The following is a 19,296-nucleotide window of genomic DNA, read 5'->3' on the forward strand; positions in this document are numbered from 1 at the left end:
TTTCCCGACCTCCAAATAGTAGATAGCTTTTTTACCCCACTGCCTTACTAACGTGCTTCAGAAGCGAGTTCTTTTTCTCAATCTTTTGTATAATTGGTTTATAAATGAAGTTGATAATATGGGATGAAATTAGACATAGAATGATTAGCCAAACAAAAATGAGTAATGGATACTTTGGTGCAAATGTAAGACTTGGGAAAATAGTAATATAAAAGAACATATGGGTTAACCAAATATTTGTCGAATGATTTCCTAAGTAATTTAGAACTTTTTGAACAAATTTACTTTTATCCATGAGATTGAATAAGCAAATAAAAGCTGTCCCTGTAATAGGTGCAATAATCATTGACTGGTAAAATCCGTGTATAACAGCCAAAAGGACAATTCCTAATAAACAAAAAACATTTTTCATATGGATCCCATTTACACTTTTTTGTAGGTATGAATAAAATTTCTCTTTTGCGAAAACCGCACCAACAATAAACGGCAACTGCGAAGTACCAAATAAAACAATTGCATTTACAATGATATTCAGTACAGTACTATCGCCAAAATCAATCACATGCTTAATGCGTTGGACATAGGTAGATAAATAGATGAAACCTGAAATTAATATCAATACGTATGAATTATACTTTCTAACAATCTTAAAAAGGAAAGGAGCTGTCAGGACAAGAATAATATATGTTTGAAGAAACCACCATGCTCCATTATATGAATTAGAAAATACTAAAAAATTCATTATAAACGACATAGAATCTCCAGGTAGTGATGCGGACATACCAGCAAGAATGCCGATTCCCACAAATAGAAATAAAATAATCCAATAATTAATTAATAATTTAAAAATACGCATGCCATTCTTTTTAAAAATTGGTCCATTAGAACTTGTAATGCTTAGAAATAACCCGTACCCACTGGAAAAACAATAAATAGGTACGCAGACATCACCAAACAACCCAAAATAATATGCCAAAGGCACACCATTGATTAATGGAAAGGTATCATACAATCCATGCACATCTTTCCGACAAAAAAGATGAAGGAGCAGCATAAACATGATTGCTACTCCTTTGGACATTTTCATATCTTGTTTTGTGAATTCCATTTTTGGGATTACCCCACCTTTTATAAGTTATCAAATGACAAATAAAAACCATGTGATATAAAAAGTATTTTTCACCAATAATTCTTTGTAAAATTAATTCTTTTCCACGGCTACTGGCTTTATATTCTTTTTATCAATGGATTTAATTAACTTAAAAATTGACTTTCTTACTTTTTCAGTATGCTTCTCAGTTAATGAAGCGATCAACCAAGCAAACAAAATTACTGAAACCATAATTAAACATTTCATAATTACCGCTTCTATACCAGTAAATATCCATAAGGTAGATGCTCTCCAAGTAAAAATTATATGCGCTAATGGAAAATGAGTAAGATAAAGGGTGTAAGAAAATGCTGCCAATTGCTTAGGAATATTAACTTTTGATTTATCTCCTTTTGAATTAAAAAAGGAAACTATTAGATAAAGTAATATGCTAAAAGAAACACCAATACCTAAGTCAGGAATAATTTGTAGTTTAGGGTAATTCACAAAGAATACGTATCCCTTCATTGATGCTAAAACCAAGAAAGAAAAAAATAATATTATTAAATTCCCCGATAAATTACTTTTAAAATTTATTGGCCTAATTACAGGAATAATGGCCCCCAATAGCCACACTAGAAAATATTCAGTTATTTTTAACCCAACAAAAGTTGAAATAACTATTAAAATCAATACATATAAGAGCTTCTTTCCTTTACTGGGGGAAAAAATTAATAACACTAAAAATGGAAACATAATATAGTACCAAAATTCATAACTTAAACTCCATAATGGGCCATTCAAACCATATTCCGGTACGGTGATACCTTGGAGAAAAAATAAATTACCAACTAAGATTTTCCAATTTAAAAACTCGGAAATCTTAGTTACTCCAAATAAATTAAATTGAATTTTTGCCCAAAGTAATGTCAAGATAAGGCTTGGGATAAGAACAATCCAAAGCCTTATTATCCTTTTTAAAAGGTAATCCCTCCATCTCCATCGATTTTCACTAATTAATTTTAAAACACTAGAGGATATAAAATAGCCGCTGAGAACAAAAAATATCATTACTGCTTGATAACCAGGTAATGGAACATAGAAATGAAATAAGAAAACTACAAGTGAAGAAATAAATCTTATCAAGTCAAGTATTCTTGAAGCTTTACCATCTTCTATAACTGTAAAAAGAGATAATTTACTCATTATTTCACTCAACCTTTAATTTTATTTATTAACGTTCCTCTAAACTCAATTTGATATAGGGTAAGATTTAATGTAAAATAATTTATATTAAATTTCGTATTATGCCTTACTGAATATCCATTTTTGTTATCTTCGTTATATGGTGGAATAAGAACTGTTAATTCATTCATTATAACCTCTTCCCAACTTTATTAAGTTTGAAACACTTAACCTTATGGAACATCTAACCATTACTATAAACACCTAGGTTAGAATTTTAATAACTTGTCAATTTTGTTTTCTCTTTATTTAATCAAATGGAACTCAACGTCCAGTTATTACCAAAATTTAGAACACTAGGCCGAGGCTTGTTTTTGAATTACATTATTTGATGACGTTAAATATTTACCAAGTTGGATTGATGGTTTCTCAATATACTTATAACTAAACCATGACAAGATCAAAGTTAAAATAAATGACGTTATTAACAATAATGGAATCGAAAGTGTGCCATAAAATACATAAATTATGGTTAACAATACTACTGGATGAATTAAATATAGACTATATGAAATTTCACCTAGGAGCCTAATAGGTTTTATTAACAAGAATTTGGATAAAATTTTAGAACTTAACACAAATAATATAATTAAAACTGCACCGAATGTAGTTATCCAGTCCATTATCATTAATGCAGGTCGATAGCCAAGATCTCCAGTAAGTTTTGCTAATACAGAATATGGAACATTCGGATAATTTAATATCACTAAGCCAATAAAAAACATCGGAATTTTTAATTTTGAATCTTTAACTTTATCAATTAGTTTTTCTCTGTGATTAGCAATTAAAAAACCAAAAATAAACATAGATAAATAATGTAAAGTAATAAAATAATTACTGGATATATTACTAGTAAAGTTTGTGGGAAAAACATTGATAAGGATATTACTAATAAAGGATAAAATTATGGCACTTCCTATACTTATCTTCCAATCAAATTTAAGCAAAAAAACAACTATTAATGGAAAAACAATTGATATCCTCATTTCATGAATAAGTGACCAAATCACCATAATATATGTATCATGATTATATTCACCTAAGAATAAGACATGGTTTATTACAGATTTTAAAGAAATCGCCTCATACCATCCATCTCCTAAAAAGAGATTAGGTACATTACCTAGTTTGGATTCAAGAAAAAACTTAATTATAATTGCAATAAAAAGGATAATTAAATAAGGTATATAAATTCTACTAAATCGTTTTATTAAATAATGAGTGTATTTTGGCTTATTGTCTTTAATAAAAGCTAAAGACAAAACAAATCCACTTATTACAAAGAACATTATTACTGACCCATGTCCATTCCACAAAGCCGACAAAACTATCCCAAAGTTAGACTTTAAAAAACCTCCTACATTTATAAATATAAATAAAAAGTGACTCAACAATACAACTAATGCTGCTATCCCTCTAATTGAATCCAATTCTTCATACCTTTTTCCCATATGTATTCCCCCAAACTTATCTTATAATATGCCAGAAATCTATTTAATCAATCTAGATTTTAAAAAATAGTTTATTAAATTATAGATTATTCCTTTCCTTTTTCCATTTTGGCTTTTTATTATGTCAATCTTAATTGTTAACTATAGATGAACAGTTACAGTACCTGAAATTAGGAATTATACCTTCATTTAATATAATAGTTTCTAATTTTGGAAAGTATTTAACTCCGTCTAAATAAGAAATATCTTCTTTACTTAGATTTAATTCTTTACTTTTGCATAAGTCAGATATTAAAATCCATTTTGCAAATGGATTTTAAATTAACTTTTTAACGCATTTTTCAAAATTAGTATCATTAATAGTTGCTATTCCAGCAATCTCAGACATTGAATAGAATGTAAGCCAATTTTTCTTGCTTAATTATTGCTTGTAAAGTTTTTAGGAGCTGTTCTTCATGTTCCTGATTTTTTTGATTCTTCTTCCCATCCATTTTTTCCTAATTTAATTATTTGAGTAAAATCAAATGCATGTTTATATCAAGTTTTTCCTTGTTTTCTTAGTTAGTTTCATAATTTTTTTGTAAAAAAGGTTCTTTGAATAATAAGTATCTAAGCAAATTGATGGTGCAAAACCTCTATGATTAGATGTGGTGAATTATTCCAATTTATATGATCTCTCACAATTTTAAAAAATTTGCCAAAAACTCTTTGATATTTTCCTCTTCAAATAAAAAGTAAGGTACTGCAAAAGAAACTGTTTTTTTAAAGCCTTCCATCGTAATTGAAAGGTTTAGACTATTCATCCCAATTATTTAAGGAAGTAAATTCATTTTTTATCCATCCACTTATTCCAAATTCCAGTGAATTTTTAGTAGCCTTTTTATGGATAAAACTATGATGAGCAATCTCATAGCCATTAGATTGTATTTCTAGTAACATATCTATTTCATCCTGTGTATGTTATTTTTTATAATCAAAATGATGACATACTTTGATATTAAATTTACTTTCACATCATAATGCCCAAACAATCCCTTCCCATATTTGTACCAATCATAATTTCTATAACTATCATCAAATGAAAATGCAATTCCTGGCTTATCAATTTATTGAGGCAAGTCATTTGTTTTTGTGGTTACATTGGAACAATGAATAAGTTTATTCATTTCAGATTGTAGACAAAAGGCATCCGAATGTGTCCATTCGGATGCCTTTTTGTTGGACTTTTGCTCGTAAGAGCAAAACTTAGACTTATCTTATTCATATATTTACGCCATTACCGGACTTTTCCATGTCCAGCTGGCCATCTTTTTCAAATTCATGGCAGCAAAAGTAAGCATCGCTTGCATAGACAATTTTTTTAGACCTCTTAAGGTTGTCCATCGCATTCCATGCTTTTCCTTAGCATCCGCAAAGACACGCTCAATCGTTTCTTTACGTCTTGCATATATAGTTTTATTTTCTTCTGTATGACGAAGATGGTCGGCTTCTTCTAAATAGTTTTCCCACACATGTCGTTGAATTAGTTTTTTATGTTCTTTACTCTGTGTACACTGTGATAATAATGGGCAATTTTTACACTCAATGGGGTTAGAGAAGTATTGTCGATAACCTTCCTTTGTCGTTGTTGCATATTTTAATATTTGTCCTTTCGGACAGATATAACAATCATAGTATTCATCATAAACATATTCATGCTTTCTTAAGAAGCCATCCTTCGTACGAGGGCGAGTGTAAGGTAATGCAGGCGTTATATCATTTTCAAATAAGTATTGGGCAATGGCAGGCGTTTTATATCCAGCATCAGCAGCAATAGCCTCAGGTTTCCCGTGTTTTTCAATGACCTTTTCTAGAAGTGGTTCAAAAATAACGCTATCGTGTATATTCCCTGGTGTAACAATCGTACCCAGAACAAAACCATTTCGATCAGCAGCTGTATGGAATGAGTAAGCAAACTGTTTAGTACGCTCGTCCTTTACGTAATAACCACTTTCTGGGTCCGTGGTGCTTTCTTTAATTTCTTTCTTTTCTTCCTTTTCAAATTTATCTGGAGGAAATGGCTTTTTCCCGTGATCTTCGCGGTCACTATTAATCTCCTCTTGTAATCGCGCTTCATATGCTTTGGTTTCTTTTCGAACGACTTTCTTCTCAATTTTACGCTTATTTGCACTTGCTTTAACATGTGTGGAATCAATAAAAACGTGATCACTGCTTATTAATTTTTTATCAGAAGCTTCCTTCAAAATACGATAGAAAATCTGCTCAAACAAATCAGTGTTCTTGAAACGTCTTTCGTAATTTTTACCGAAGGTTGAGAAATGTGGTACTTTATCATAAAATCCAAAGCCTAAAAACCAACGATAAGCAATATTTGTGTCGATTTCCTCTATAGTTTTACGCATAGAGCGAATACCGAAGGTATATTGGATAAACGCCATCTTAATCAATACTACAGGGTCAATACTCGGACGACCTCGATCAGATGAATACATATCTTGTACAAGTGAATAGATAAATGAGAAATCTATGGCAGCTTCTATTTTGCGAACCAAATGGTTCGCAGGTACAAGTTGTTCTAAAGCTATCATTTCTATTTGGTCACGATTCATCTGTGTATTTTTTGAAAGCATAGTATCCACCTCATTAAAATCTTCATATATCAATTATACAAAAAAGACTGCCGGCAGACCCGATTTTTCTCGGATTTGTCGACAGTCTGCAATGAATAAGTTTATTCATTTACCTTTACAAGTTATCCCAATTTCTCCATTTATGATAACTATTTACACAAAAATTAAATTTCTTAAGAACTACCTTTTCAATTCGAGCATTTTTAAACCTCACCTCGAGTATTTCAACTAAAACCTTTATAAAAAATAAAAATAAGGGACTGGATCAGCCACCTATCAATAAACTAAATCCATTGGAAATTGATGAAAATAAATACTAAATTACTTTAACTTTTCTCCTTATAAATTTTTTACCTTTTAATCCAGATAATAAATTTCCTAAAATGGATTTTAAATACTTTAGTTCCGCACTTTTATAAAAAATAATTAAGTAAATCAAATTAGGAATTATTAAAGAGGTAATACCCTTTATAATTAAATTTAAAAAGCTTTGTCCTATAACCAGAGAATTACAAATAAATGTTGTAATAAAACAAGTTACAAAAGTTAGAGCTATATAAAATCCATATTTAATAAAATACAAGAACACACTTTTTTTGAAAACGTGTTTATATACAAAAAATGGCTGTGTCCAAAGTACAGTTGCAACAGTACTAATTGTTGTCCCAATAAAAATACCGGCTAATCCAAAAAATTTAGCCAGTATTAAAGACGCAATTAAATTAATTGCTCCCTCAATTAACGGAGCATATTTATCCTGTACAAATATACCTGCTTTATTTTTAAATATCGAAATGGCAATTCTCATATTATCTAAATAAAAGTTTATTAAAATAATAGTAAAAGTAAAATTATCTAAAACATACTGTTTCCCAAGCCACCAACTAATAAAGGGATCTAATAAATTATACAAAAATATTACACATAACGATGTTATCCAAAAGTTTAGTAAATAGGAAACTTTAAATATTGAATAATTTTTTTCATTACTTTCTGTCACAATTAAATTTCCAACACTTGCTCCAATATCACTAAGGACTGGATTAGCCAATGCAGACAATTGTTGAATAATCATGGTATAGTTGGAATAAAGACCAACTGTTGCTACATTAATGAGGGAAGATATAAGGATATTATCTGTTCCATAAACTAAATAACCTCCAATATTGTGTAAAAACATTGCCTTTACATTCTTAACTAAGTTTTCTTTTACCTCACGATCAATTTTATATTTGATATTAGTTTTAATATAAGGATATCTCTTATTAACAATATTCCCATTAATTAAATTTTGAATTGCATAAACAAATAGTTCTATTCCTAGATATAAGATATAGTTTTTACTAATTAAAAGAATAATAATTCTGGCAATTACAGTTATAACTTGGAAAAGCAAGTTCATTCCAGCTAAAACATAACCTTTTTGATCTGCATTAATAAGTGACCATTTATGAGCGTTTAAATAGGAAATCATATTCTTTGCAACAAATAATAAGTATATAATAGCAAGATTAGAAATAGAACTTCCATTTTTCATTAAATGTCCTAACAAAGGAAATAGGGCAATACTAATCACTAGTATAATTAAAGCTAGAATACTGTAAGCCCTTTTATAAAGCTGCACTAATGCAATTATTTTATTTTGATTGTTATCTGCCAAAGGTTTATATAAATTATATACAATGCTTATACCAATCCCACTTTCTACCAGTGCCATAATGGATAAAACATTGGTTAATAATCCATTGATACCTAAATAATCTGCCCCAAGGCTATCTAGGAATATCTTTCTAGAAATGAATCCTAGTAAAACAATAACTACTTGAGAAAATAGACTTATTATTATATTTTTAATAGAATTGTTTATTCTCATATCTAATTCCTTCTTTAAAAGTATTAACTATAAAGGGTGGCTGAATTCTTTACACTTATATTATTTTTGAAATTATCTGACTATTATAAATAAAATCTTTGATTTCTTTAACATTTGTCCCATTGGGAATTTCACCAATATACTTATTCTTTACTGGTAACTTCTCTTCTGCCTGTTGTAAAAACCATTCATATTCTATATCAATATGCCCTATGTCAATTGCCTGATATCCACAATTAGCCAAATCAAATGATAAGACAGTAGCAGTTGGTCCAAGGGCTATTAAAATTAGTTTTGATTTGTCTTGTTTTTTTATTTCTTCCAAAATCTCATTATATTTTGCAAACGCATTTATTGCAGGACAAATTATTCTTGTTAACGAACGAGCATTATTAAATAAATTATTACCAACACCAAGCCCACTCTTTGAACCTTCTACAATGGTAACTTCTCTGTCATCCCATAACTCTTTAAACTTTTGAAATCGCTTAGCGGCATTACTTTTATCGATATGATCTATATATAACCGGGTAACTAAAGAATCGTAATATTCTTTTTTCATGTCTAAAAATTTATATATTTTGCTGCGTTTTAAACTTAGGTAGTTTAACCAGTATTTTTTGGGTTTTTCAGAACACCAATCAACGCTACTAAATACATTAGGAATACAGACTATATGTTTTTCTTTTTTACTTTCAATAATTTCTTTTAATCGAAATCCTAACTCAGAAGAATACGGTTGAAACATTAAACTCTGTCCATTCATAAGAGAAAACTCACCATCACCATATCTGCTAACTGAGATTCTCCCTTTTAAGATATAATCCAAAGTTTCATCAGTTGTACGAACAATGGGTGGTTTCACCATTTTATTAATCAAATAATTATAAAATATTAAAACCCTTTCTTGAATATTTAGTATTTTGTAATATACATTTAATAACAGTTCCTTCATCCTACTTTTCTCCTATAGTTAATTAATAACTTATAAAGATAAGGCTGTAGTTTTGTTGCAGTTAACAATATTTTTACTGTTTTAGGATATTCTTTAAGCCTAATGGTTGATTTAAAATAGTTATTTAATATTTTTGTAACTTTTAAATATTTCTTTTTATGCTTTGGAAAGTCAGGGGTTGATGATATTAGATTTAAAATGGTCATTGCACTATTTGCTAACTTTAAAGCCACTAAATTACTTAATTCCGGATAATTCCTTTTTATAAATTGGTACATTTCATCATAGATTAATACCCCATCAATTCTAAGGTTCTTTACAGCACGATCCATTATACTTTCTTCCCGTTTTATATAATGGTACTTAGGAGCCCCAATACAACAAATCTTACTACACTTATCAATTAGTTTATAAGTGAAGGCAGTATCTTCGTAAATTACTCCAATTGGAAATCTAATTTCTATGAGGAGACTTCGTTTTATTAACTTTGTCCATACTACCTCATCGTATAAATCGCCTTCGAGCATTGTTTTCATTGCTTGCTCTTTACTGTGAATTGTTAAGGGGTGATTCCCGTTTTTTACCACTTTATTTTTAAAATAGATTATACTTGTGCAATTTGCAATTTCACAAGTATTATTTATACACATGTTGTATAGTAGTTCGTACATATCTGGCTCAATCCAATCATCGCTATCAACAAATCCAACATATTCACCTATGGCAATATCCAGGCCTGCATTTCTCGCGCTTGCAAGCCCTCCATTATCCTTATGTATCACCTTAACCCGATTATCTATCCGAGCATATTCATCACAAATTTCTCCACAATTATCCGGTGATCCATCATCCACGAGTATTAATTCAAAATCTGTCATTGTTTGAGCCAATATTGAATCAACACATTTTTGTATGTATGGCTCAACTTTATATACCGGTACAATAATACTGATTTTAGGATTCATCACTTAAATTCCCTTCATTTTAAATTAACACCTTTTTCATTTCTTTTAAGACGGAACCACTAAGATTCTCAACTAATTTCTTCCTATGTAATGGATTATCAATTAAATATTTTATTTTTTTATATAAATCTTCCTCATTGCATTCCACAATGAATCCATTATGTCCATCTATCAACTGTTCGTATGCACTAACAAAATTTGTCGTAATGATTGGTTTCCCTAAGCATTTTGCTTCGGCTAAAGTAAGGCAATAGCCTTCGTGTCTAGAAGTTTGAACATATATATCTGCATTAACTATATATGGGTATGGATTTCTGGAAGATCCTAGTAAAATAAAATCATTTTTTAAGCTATATTCTTTTATCAGGGATTCGTATTCCTCTCTATCATTTCCCTCACCAATACAATACCATCTAACGTTATAACCATCTTTTCTAAGTTTAGATAAAGCCTTAATCGCTAAATCCTGACCTTTTTCTTTTGAAAGCCTCCCAACTGTTACAATCTTAATGCCTTTATATTTTTCATCAAATTCTATAGGGCTTTTAGATAGTTCAATTATTAAATTAGAAGGTATTATATTCATAAAAACGTCTACTTTATTTTTCAATTCGGGAATTTGCTCCAACAAACGTTTTTTGGCTTCATTGGACACAACATTAATTTTAGTAAACTTTTTATACAGTTTTTCATATAGCCTTTTATTTACCACGTGTTTAGAAATATCAAAATGAACCCATGATATTTTCTTTTGGGCTTTTACTTTATTCGCAATATAATAATCGATAATATCTGTCGGTCCCTGGTAAGATATTGCTATGTCATATGCATTTTTATTAAATGGAATGCTCTTAGCAATATTTTTATAATAAAAATAGCGACTATTAAAGTATTTGGATATGAAATAGGATAATATAAAAGACCATATTTTTATATATTCTTTATCCTTCCAGTAAGTTTTTATCGTCTGCTGTGGGGGCAGCATGATAACAGGCTTTATTTTATTAAACCAAACTGCTTCCTCTACCTTCACCCAATCAGGAAGATATTCTAAAAATCCGCCATTCTTTTCTAATAATAAAATGGTAATTTCATATTCTGATTTAGGCATTTCAGATAACAGGGTGAGTAATGATTTTTCAACACCACCAATATTCATACTAGTGAGCATAAAGAGTACCTTCTTCATTATTTCATCCCCCTTTCATTTGTATGTAAGAAAAATGCCCCACGGATTAATACTCGGGACATTAATTAACAGCAGCTATATTTAATAATTTATTGATGTCAGTGTTTGAGTTATATTCTTGAAAGTATAAATTAGTTTGCAGCTTAAATCTTAATTCTTGATCATCGAGTAATTTTTTAATAGCAAGGTACAAATGTTCTTGATCACATTGGACAATAAGACCTGAATGGTTATTTGTAATTTGTTCGCTAGCTCCAGTGAAATTAGTTGTTATGATTGGCTTTTTAAAATACTTTGCTTCTGATAATGTAATACAATAACCTTCATGTCGTGATGGTTGCACATATATATCACATTGTTTCATAAAAGGGTATGGATTAGTTTTGGTACCTAATAAAATAAAATCATTATTAATTTGATATTTATCTATGAGATCTTGATATTCCATCCTAGCATTCCCATCGCCAATGCAGTACCATTTTACGTTATACCCTTCAATCTTAAGTTTAGCTAAAACAGAAATAGTTACATCCTGCCCCTTTTCTTTTGTAAGCCGGCCGACAGTTAGAATTCTAATACCACTAAATTCATCTTCAAATCCATTTCCATCATTAGCCATTTCCTCTATTGATTGAAATGAAATGCTATTTAAAAGGGTATCAACTTTTTCTGTAATGGCTGGTAATAATGTAGTTAATTTTTCTTTACCTTGTTTAGAAACTACAAAAATTTTATCAAAGTTTTTATATATTCTAGAGGCAAATTTTTTATTAAACCCAATTTTCGAAATATCAAAATGAATCCACTGAATTTTCTTTTTAGCTTTGATTTTGTTTATAACAAAATAGCTAATGAAATCCATTGGACCGGCATATGCTATTGCAATATCGTATTCAGTTTCATCCTTTTTATAATCTTTTAAGATATATTTAAAAAAAGTGCTTCTCTCTTTCAAAACTTTTGAAATAACATGAAGGAACATTATGTTGAAAGCCTTTATTATATGACCAGTTTTAAAAAGTTTAAAAGCAGTCATGTGTGGGGGCAAATTCAAAATTTCTTTAATATTGTTATAACCTTTTAAATATTCAATATGAACACTATCTGGAATAAAGTTTAGAAAGCCCCCATATTCTTCTAACATCAAAATAGTAATGTCAAAACTTTCTTTTTGAATTTCGGCAATCATATTAAGTAAAGCTTTTTCCGTTCCGCCCACATTCATATTTATTAACATAAATATTATTTTTTTCTTCATTCTTTTTAACACGCCTTCTTTTAGCCTATTAATTTATAGAACTTTTCAATCTCCTCAATATTCCCTTTCTTTTCAGTTTGTAAGTATTTAATAATATTTTCTTTTAAATCCTTATCACTAATTACCTTTATTATTCCTTCACAAACCGCATCAGCATTCATATCTACAACTAAACCATTCTTTTCATTGATCATTTGATTATAAACTGCATCATATCTTGTAGTGACTACGGGTATATTAAGCATTCTAGCCTCTGCAATTGCAAGTCCAAATCCTTCAAATTTTGATGTTTGTACATATAAATCTGCATTTTTAATGTAAGGATAAGGGTTGGCCTTTACCCCTAACAATATAAAATGCTCAATTAAGTTATTCTCAATAATATATTTTTCTATTTCTTTTCTTAACAATCCTTTCCCTAACGCATACCATCTAAATTTAATTCCTTTTTCCTTCAGTTTTTTACATGCTTCAAGAGCAATATCATATCCTTTTTGATTAGAAAGTCTTCCAATTGTGAGAATCTTGACTCCATCAAAATTATCTGTAAAACCCTCCCCCAGCCTAGCCATGTTTGATATAAATTCATGATTATTTATATCGTAAATGACATCAACTTTTTTAGAATAATAAGGGAATGTCTCTAGAAATATTTCTTTAGCAGAATCAGATACTGCCACAATTTTATTATATTGATTATAAAACTTTCTTTGAAATCCCTCTTCTATTTCATCCAATCGATAACTTACATTTACCCATGCATACTTTTTTATTGCTTTAACCTTTTCTTCCACATAAAAAGTGGGAACACCTTGTGCGTAACTAATAGCAATATCATATTCTTTTGGGTTAATTTCAATGACCTTTGAAACACACTGCCAGAAGACTCTCGCCTTTTGAGGGTTATTATATTTTTTTTTCCTTATTTCAAATGAATATTTCATTCTAGAAGACAACATTTTAAAGTTAAAATTAAGTAGAGAGTATTTTAATGCTTTTTTCAAGTTTAATGTCGCAAATGTTGTATACTTTAGTGGATTTAATATATTCACTTCTTTTGGAACTAATTCCTCCAACAATCCCCCATATCCAAAAAGCATTAAATCTACAGAATATCTAGAGTAGTCTAAAAGAGATAAAAGGGTAACTAAACTTTTTTCAGCCCCTGCACAATCTAATGAATCTATAACAAATAGTATAGTTTTTTTCATAATGTTATATTTCTTTTCACCCTTTGCTTTATTATTTTCACGTTTATATCCATTGGCTGTATGACCAATAATATATGGATTCGATTTCATATTATTTCTACTCTTTTCTAGTAAAACAAATTTCCTCAATGTGCTTAAGCAAATTTCCACTTGCATTACCCTTTTCAAATGATCCAATGCTTTTTAAGAATTCATTTAATTTCCTTTTATATTCTTTTTCATTAAAATGTTCTATTTGATTAAATAATTCTTGGTTATTTTCTGAACTGATAAAAGGTAGGTCCTTAATATCAAAATATAACTTTCTATCATTTTTCTCATATTCCTGTATATCTGGTATATATAAGAAGCATGGCCGTTGTGTAACGGAAAAGTCAAACATCAAAGATGAATAATCCGTTATTAAGATATCAGTGATATTTAAGAGCTCCTGGATGTCATCATAACTAGTTACATCAATAACATTTTCTTTATGTAATAACAGCTCCGATTTTATTATCAAATGTGGATGAAGCCTGACTAAGAAAATCCATTCTCCATGAAACTTTCTTTTTAATCTTTTAATAACTTCCGAGTAATTTACATTATAAACATCTAACTGGTTATCCTTCCTAAAGGTTGGGGCATATAAAATAATTTTTTTATCATCACTAATATTTAACCCCCTTAAAACTTTTTCTTTAATTAACTGATTTTCCTGAAATAATGCATCATATCGTGGTGAACCTTTTTCAAAAATCTTTCCTTCAAACCAAAAAGTTCTTTTAAACATTTTTGTACTAAATTCACTTCCTGATAACAAAAGGTCACATTTTAAAGAATCCCTTTTTGCCATTTGTACATATTGATAGGGGAGAGATTCTTCAACATCTTTTTCAATTTGTTTTAGGCCTATAGAACCATGCCAAGTCTGTATGTAGTATTGATTTTTTCTCTTAACATATAATTCTGTTGTTCTAAAGTTGGTAATAACTACCTTTGACGTGCATAATTCATAAAAATACCTTAATGACATTGTCTTCACTTTTCGAAACCCACTTAAATGCTTTTTATCATCAAGATTATTGAAAGCCCAAACCAAATCAAACTTATCTTTAGGATAGTTCCGAAGAATATATTCTGTTATATATTTGGGGTTACACCCATATTGACTTCCATAATAGCTAAATAGGAAAATTTTGTTTTTCTTTATTGGAAGACAGTTAAATATATAAACAATGGCAAGGGCTAAATATCTTTTGATCAATTTAAACAGCCTCCATTGAAAATAAAAGAAGAGCCCCCATTTCAACCTGGAGTTACTTTCTTTAAGACTTTCCTACATTTTAAAATCTACTCGTTTTAATCCAACTGGCTGGGGAAATATTCTTAGTCTTCTTAACATCTTTTGGGAAATAATGTACAAGACGTTCAAATATGGATGAATTCTAAACAATAATAATTGTCTTTTTAAAATTTTATCATCCCTCACCGCCTTTATAAATGTAGTAAAATTCACCCTAATATACAGCTTTATTTCATTCCTGAATAATGCCCCTATATCTTTTTCTCTGTTTTGTAAAAGAAGATTATAATGTATTAAGCATGTCATTAAGAGGATCTTATATGACTCATCTGATAAGTCTTTATAGTACTCTTCAATAAAGTGATGTCTCTCTTTTAACCCCTTGATAATATCTAAATTTCTTGGCGAATAGTTTGCTACAATACTATCTTCTCTTTGGTAGTAATAATACAACGGGGTATTTAGAATGATAAAAGTATCTACCCTTTGCATGACCTGATGGGCCCAAAATACATCTTCAAATAAAACACCTTTTTTAAAGGGAAGGTCTTTTATGATTTTCGTTTTATAAAGTTTACCCCAAGCAAAGTTTTTAACTGTCTCGTTAATTACTAGCTGTTTCATTAGTGATTGATTATCAAGAATAACAGGTGGGTGGGTTTCTGAATAAACACGGTTATCAAAAAGAAGAAAATGGTCATGCGTATAATAAAAAGCCGATTGTACCACATCAGCACTAAATTGATTGCTAGTCTGAACCATTTTTTCAATCATGCATTCTTCTAACCAATCATCACTATCTACAAACATCGTGAATTCACCTGTTACATTCTGCATGCCATAATTTCTGGCATCCGATAAACCTCCGTTATCCTTATGAACCACCTTTATTCGGCTATCTGCCTTTTCATATTGATCGGCAATCACTCCGCATTGATCAGGTGATCCATCGTCTACTAAAATAATTTCTAAATTTGCGTAGGTTTGCTTCAAAATGCTATTGATGCACCTGGAAACATACTGTTCAACCTTATATATTGGTACGACCACACTTACTTTTTGATTCAAATGGCCCCGCCCGCCTTCAATGTAATTTAATTGAGAAAATCGTGAAAGTCGGTCAGATTCAGAAAAATTAACATTACAGATACTTTTATTTTTTTGTTTCTAAATTCTGATTCTGCCACTTAATAAACTCAATTAATGTCTTATATTCTTGTTTTTCGATGCCTGATTCTTTTAATTCATTTATCAATTCCATCCATTCCATATCAGGTTGTTGATCCTTTTCCTCCTTTACTCCTGTTTGTAATAAGGTTTTAAGGTCAACATCCAATACAAATGCAATTTTTCCCATTACCTGGATGGACGGATTCCGATTTATATTTCGCTCAATATTGCTTAAGTAAGATTTTGAAATATTTGCTCTTTCAGCAAGCTCGGATAACGTGAATCCTCTTTGCTTACGAATGTCATATATATTTTTTCCGATCATTTACACTTACCCCGTTTTTCCCAGATATATTCGTGCGTATCAAACACATCTCTTTCTCGTATTTTTAATACAATGTATTATTCTCATTTGATCTTCTTCACTCATATTTGTTCCAGATGGTAAACAAATTCCGTTTGCAAATAAGTGTTCTGAAATATTCTCACTTTCACTATGTGGGTAGTATCGGACTCCTTGGAAAACTGGCTGCAAATGAAGCGGTTTCCAGACTGGTCTTGCTTCAATATTCTCGTTTTGCAAGGCATTTAATAGTTCATCAACCGACACTCCAGCTTCATGCTCATTTATTGTAAGAGCTGTAAGCCAGCGATTCGATCTTGTGTTGTCTAATTCGGGCATGAAGTAAAATCCTGATAAATGAGCTAATTCTTGATGATATCGTTTAAATACTTCCCTTCTCTTTTCCACCCTATCAACTAAAATCTCTAATTGAGCCCTGCCAATTCCAGCTAAAATATTACTCATCCGATAATTAAACCCTATTCTGCTATGTTGATAATGTGGCGCAGAATCCCTTGCTTGGGTAGCCAAAAATCGAGCTTGTTTTAATGAATCAATGTCATCTGAAATAAGCATTCCGCCACCTGACGTAGTAATAATTTTGTTGCCATTAAATGAGTAAATTCCGTACTTACCAAATGTTCCGCTTGATTTGCCTTTATATGTAGAACCAAGCGATTCAGCAGCGTCTTCAATAATAGGAACATCATAATGATTACAAATTGATACAATTTCATCCATTTTTGCACTTTGACCATATAAGTTCACTACGATGGCCGCTTTTGGTAATTTTCCTTCATTAGAAGCATCCTGTAGTGCCTTTTCAAGAGCCAGAGGTGACATATTCCAAGTTTCTGGTTCAGAATCGATAAATACCGGCTCCGCCCCTTGATAAATAATTGGGTTTGCACTAGCTATAAAAGTTAGGCTAGAACAAAAAACTATGTCCCCTTTTTTTACACCTAATAAAGAAAGAGCCAAATGAATCGCTGCAGTTCCTGAACTAACGGCAACAGCTTCATTGACTCCTACAAGATCGGCTATTTCTTTTTCAAATGCATCTACATTGGGGCCAAGTGGAGCGATCCAGTTGGTTTCGAATGCTTCATTAACATATTTTTGTTCATTTCCACTCATATGCGGAGAAGAAAGGAAAATCCTTTTTTTATATGTTGTATTGATCAATTAATTCACCTTCACACTTAAATGATTGGTTTTCACTTTTGCAGGTATACCGAAAGCTGTACAAAAGGAAGGAATATCGTGAATAACTGTTGCCCCGGCTCCAACAATACTCCACTCACCAATTTTAATGCTTGGAATAATCGTTGCGCCTGCACCAATATAGGCTCCTTGACCGAGATCAACAGCACCTGTTAGGATAGCTCCTGGACACACATGCGAAAAATCGCTTATTTTACTGTCATGCTCTATCACTGTTCCCGAGTTTATAATAGAATGCGTGCCAATTTCAGTATCAGCATTTATGACAGCCCCGGGCATGACTACCGTTCCAGGACCTATCTTGGAGCTAGGACTGATTACAGCTGATTTGTGAATAACCGTTACATAATATTCATCGGGAAGATTTAATTTCTGAACGATTACTTGCCGCGTTCTATTATCGCCAATTGCCACGATGAACCTAAGGTCTTCAAAATATTCCATTATTCTTTTTGCAGAAGATATTGGTCCACAAAAGGTATTTTCTATTAAACTAACTTTTTCGTATTTATCATCCAAATAACCTACAATTTCATATTCTTTTTTTGAAAGAATGATCTCGGAAATTACTTTGCTATGCCCCCCACGGCCAATTACCACGAAATTCATCCGTGCCCTCCTCTCACGGTAGAATTTGATCCAGTAAAACTTTCCATTGTCGCATTTCCAGGTTGATTTATTCCCTCTGACTTTATAACTTTAAAAATCGTTAAAAATAAAATTTTCATATCGAGCATAAATGATTGGTTGTTTACATACCAGACATCAAATTGAAACTTTTCTTCCCATGTGATGGCATTGCGGCCATTTACCTGCGCCCAACCAGTTATACCTGGCCTTACATTATGTCTTCTCGATTGTTCTTTTGTATAAAGAGGAAGATATTCCATTAATAGCGGCCTTGGGCCTACTAAACTAATATCTCCTTTAATCACATTAATTAACTGTGGATATTCGTCTAAACTATATTTTCTTAGAAATTTCCCAAAAGGTGTCAGCCTTTTATAGTCTGGCAGTAATTGGCCTTTATGATCTCTTTCGTCTGTCATCGTTCGAAGTTTATATAGGTAAAATGGTTTTTCATCGAGGCCTGGACGCTGTTGTTTGAATATAATTGGAGAGCCTAATTTGAACATTACTAACAATGCAAAAATAAGGAAGATGGGGGACAAGACTAAAAATAAAAACAATGAAACTAAGAAATCAAACATCCGCTTCATTAAGGTATCTCCCCACAATCTTAAATTTTCGCTATTTCTACTTGCTGCTTAATTTCCTCAATTAATTCTTTTACGTTTATATGTTCTGATTCCTGTCCCTTTAAATAGGTATTTTTCAGTATTTCCACGAATTTCTGCTGAGTAAGAGTTTCGGATATTGCCATTTTAAAATAACCTCGCTTAAATA

Annotated in this window: 18 protein-coding genes; all 18 read right to left on the reverse strand. The window is 30.7% G+C overall.

Annotated features, from left to right (window positions below; all coding sequences use genetic code 11):
- Positions 1–31: 31 nt before the first annotated feature.
- Positions 32–1,108 (reverse strand): acyltransferase family protein, encoded by a 1,077-nt coding sequence (locus tag ACZ5XR_RS22440; RefSeq protein WP_464498697.1) that lies wholly within the window; start codon positions 1,106–1,108, stop codon positions 32–34.
- A 93-nt stretch (positions 1,109–1,201) separates the two neighbouring features.
- Positions 1,202–2,296, reverse strand: coding sequence for an acyltransferase family protein (locus tag ACZ5XR_RS22445; RefSeq protein WP_464498698.1), 1,095 nt, complete (start codon positions 2,294–2,296; stop codon positions 1,202–1,204).
- A 335-nt stretch (positions 2,297–2,631) separates the two neighbouring features.
- Positions 2,632–3,786, reverse strand: a complete 1,155-nt coding sequence (locus ACZ5XR_RS22450; protein WP_464498699.1) for an acyltransferase family protein — start codon at positions 3,784–3,786, stop codon at positions 2,632–2,634.
- 795 nt (positions 3,787–4,581) lie between these two features.
- A complete protein-coding gene (locus ACZ5XR_RS22455; protein WP_464498700.1) occupies positions 4,582–4,725 on the reverse strand; it encodes a hypothetical protein in 144 nt (47 codons plus the stop codon).
- A 329-nt stretch (positions 4,726–5,054) separates the two neighbouring features.
- On the reverse strand, positions 5,055–6,416 hold the full coding sequence (locus ACZ5XR_RS22460) for an IS1182 family transposase (RefSeq protein WP_464498701.1): 1,362 nt from the start codon (positions 6,414–6,416) through the stop codon (positions 5,055–5,057).
- A 316-nt stretch (positions 6,417–6,732) separates the two neighbouring features.
- Positions 6,733–8,289 carry a lipopolysaccharide biosynthesis protein gene (locus ACZ5XR_RS22465; protein WP_464498702.1) on the reverse strand — a complete coding sequence of 519 codons (1,557 nt, stop codon included), beginning with the start codon at positions 8,287–8,289 and terminating at the stop codon, positions 6,733–6,735.
- A gap of 55 nt (positions 8,290–8,344) precedes the next feature.
- The gene (locus ACZ5XR_RS22470) at positions 8,345–9,244 is read right to left on the reverse strand and encodes an SP_1767 family glycosyltransferase (protein ID WP_464498703.1); all 900 of its coding nucleotides are present in this window, start codon (positions 9,242–9,244) and stop codon (positions 8,345–8,347) included.
- On the reverse strand, positions 9,241–10,209 hold the full coding sequence (locus ACZ5XR_RS22475; RefSeq protein WP_464502407.1) for a glycosyltransferase family 2 protein: 969 nt from the start codon (positions 10,207–10,209) through the stop codon (positions 9,241–9,243). Before ACZ5XR_RS22475 ends, ACZ5XR_RS22470 begins: the two co-directional genes overlap by 4 nt.
- Positions 10,210–10,228: 19 nt before the next feature.
- Positions 10,229–11,398, reverse strand: a complete 1,170-nt coding sequence (locus ACZ5XR_RS22480) for a glycosyltransferase (RefSeq protein ID WP_464498704.1) — start codon at positions 11,396–11,398, stop codon at positions 10,229–10,231.
- A 61-nt stretch (positions 11,399–11,459) separates the two neighbouring features.
- A complete protein-coding gene (locus ACZ5XR_RS22485) occupies positions 11,460–12,656 on the reverse strand; it encodes a glycosyltransferase (protein ID WP_464498705.1) in 1,197 nt (398 codons plus the stop codon).
- A 20-nt stretch (positions 12,657–12,676) separates the two neighbouring features.
- Positions 12,677–13,957: a glycosyltransferase gene (locus ACZ5XR_RS22490; RefSeq protein ID WP_464498706.1), complete on the reverse strand. Its 1,281-nt coding sequence runs from the start codon at positions 13,955–13,957 to the stop codon at positions 12,677–12,679.
- Positions 13,958–13,964: 7 nt separating this feature from the next.
- Positions 13,965–15,113, reverse strand: coding sequence for a CDP-glycerol glycerophosphotransferase family protein (locus ACZ5XR_RS22495; protein WP_464498707.1), 1,149 nt, complete (start codon positions 15,111–15,113; stop codon positions 13,965–13,967).
- Between the two features lie 72 nt (positions 15,114–15,185).
- Positions 15,186–16,220, reverse strand: a complete 1,035-nt coding sequence (locus ACZ5XR_RS22500) for a glycosyltransferase family 2 protein (RefSeq protein ID WP_464498708.1) — start codon at positions 16,218–16,220, stop codon at positions 15,186–15,188.
- An 85-nt stretch (positions 16,221–16,305) separates the two neighbouring features.
- Positions 16,306–16,647, reverse strand: coding sequence for a helix-turn-helix domain-containing protein (locus tag ACZ5XR_RS22505; protein ID WP_464498709.1), 342 nt, complete (start codon positions 16,645–16,647; stop codon positions 16,306–16,308).
- A 39-nt stretch (positions 16,648–16,686) separates the two neighbouring features.
- The gene (locus ACZ5XR_RS22510; RefSeq protein WP_464502408.1) at positions 16,687–17,802 is read right to left on the reverse strand and encodes a DegT/DnrJ/EryC1/StrS family aminotransferase; all 1,116 of its coding nucleotides are present in this window, start codon (positions 17,800–17,802) and stop codon (positions 16,687–16,689) included.
- Between the two features lie 48 nt (positions 17,803–17,850).
- Positions 17,851–18,498, reverse strand: coding sequence for an acetyltransferase (locus tag ACZ5XR_RS22515; protein ID WP_464498710.1), 648 nt, complete (start codon positions 18,496–18,498; stop codon positions 17,851–17,853).
- Complete coding sequence (locus ACZ5XR_RS22520) at positions 18,495–19,109, reverse strand: sugar transferase (RefSeq protein WP_464498711.1); 615 nt, start codon at positions 19,107–19,109, stop codon at positions 18,495–18,497. Before ACZ5XR_RS22520 ends, ACZ5XR_RS22515 begins: the two co-directional genes overlap by 4 nt.
- A 20-nt stretch (positions 19,110–19,129) precedes the next feature.
- The gene (locus ACZ5XR_RS22525; RefSeq protein ID WP_464498712.1) at positions 19,130–19,273 is read right to left on the reverse strand and encodes a hypothetical protein; all 144 of its coding nucleotides are present in this window, start codon (positions 19,271–19,273) and stop codon (positions 19,130–19,132) included.
- Positions 19,274–19,296 lie beyond the last annotated feature (23 nt).

The organism is Neobacillus sp. Fa239 (genome assembly GCF_055395235.1).

Bases quoted from the DNA above. Each gene is read 5' to 3' on its own strand.
- ACZ5XR_RS22440 (WP_464498697.1), bottom strand. From the start codon at position 1,108: ATGGAATTCACAAAACAAGATATGAAAATGTCCAAAGGAGTAGCAATC.
- ACZ5XR_RS22445 (WP_464498698.1), bottom strand. From the start codon at position 2,296: ATGAGTAAATTATCTCTTTTTACAGTTATAGAAGATGGTAAAGCTTCA.
- ACZ5XR_RS22450 (WP_464498699.1), bottom strand. From the start codon at position 3,786: ATGGGAAAAAGGTATGAAGAATTGGATTCAATTAGAGGGATAGCAGCA.
- ACZ5XR_RS22455 (WP_464498700.1), bottom strand. From the start codon at position 4,725: ATGTTACTAGAAATACAATCTAATGGCTATGAGATTGCTCATCATAGT.
- ACZ5XR_RS22460 (WP_464498701.1), bottom strand. From the start codon at position 6,416: ATGCTTTCAAAAAATACACAGATGAATCGTGACCAAATAGAAATGATA.
- ACZ5XR_RS22465 (WP_464498702.1), bottom strand. From the start codon at position 8,289: ATGAGAATAAACAATTCTATTAAAAATATAATAATAAGTCTATTTTCT.
- ACZ5XR_RS22470 (WP_464498703.1), bottom strand. From the start codon at position 9,244: ATGAAGGAACTGTTATTAAATGTATATTACAAAATACTAAATATTCAA.
- ACZ5XR_RS22475 (WP_464502407.1), bottom strand. From the start codon at position 10,209: ATGAATCCTAAAATCAGTATTATTGTACCGGTATATAAAGTTGAGCCA.
- ACZ5XR_RS22480 (WP_464498704.1), bottom strand. From the start codon at position 11,398: ATGAAGAAGGTACTCTTTATGCTCACTAGTATGAATATTGGTGGTGTT.
- ACZ5XR_RS22485 (WP_464498705.1), bottom strand. From the start codon at position 12,656: ATGAAGAAAAAAATAATATTTATGTTAATAAATATGAATGTGGGCGGA.
- ACZ5XR_RS22490 (WP_464498706.1), bottom strand. From the start codon at position 13,957: ATGAAATCGAATCCATATATTATTGGTCATACAGCCAATGGATATAAA.
- ACZ5XR_RS22505 (WP_464498709.1), bottom strand. From the start codon at position 16,647: ATGATCGGAAAAAATATATATGACATTCGTAAGCAAAGAGGATTCACG.
- ACZ5XR_RS22510 (WP_464502408.1), bottom strand. From the start codon at position 17,802: ATGAGTGGAAATGAACAAAAATATGTTAATGAAGCATTCGAAACCAAC.
- ACZ5XR_RS22515 (WP_464498710.1), bottom strand. From the start codon at position 18,498: ATGAATTTCGTGGTAATTGGCCGTGGGGGGCATAGCAAAGTAATTTCC.
- ACZ5XR_RS22520 (WP_464498711.1), bottom strand. From the start codon at position 19,109: ATGAAGCGGATGTTTGATTTCTTAGTTTCATTGTTTTTATTTTTAGTC.
- ACZ5XR_RS22525 (WP_464498712.1), bottom strand. From the start codon at position 19,273: ATGGCAATATCCGAAACTCTTACTCAGCAGAAATTCGTGGAAATACTG.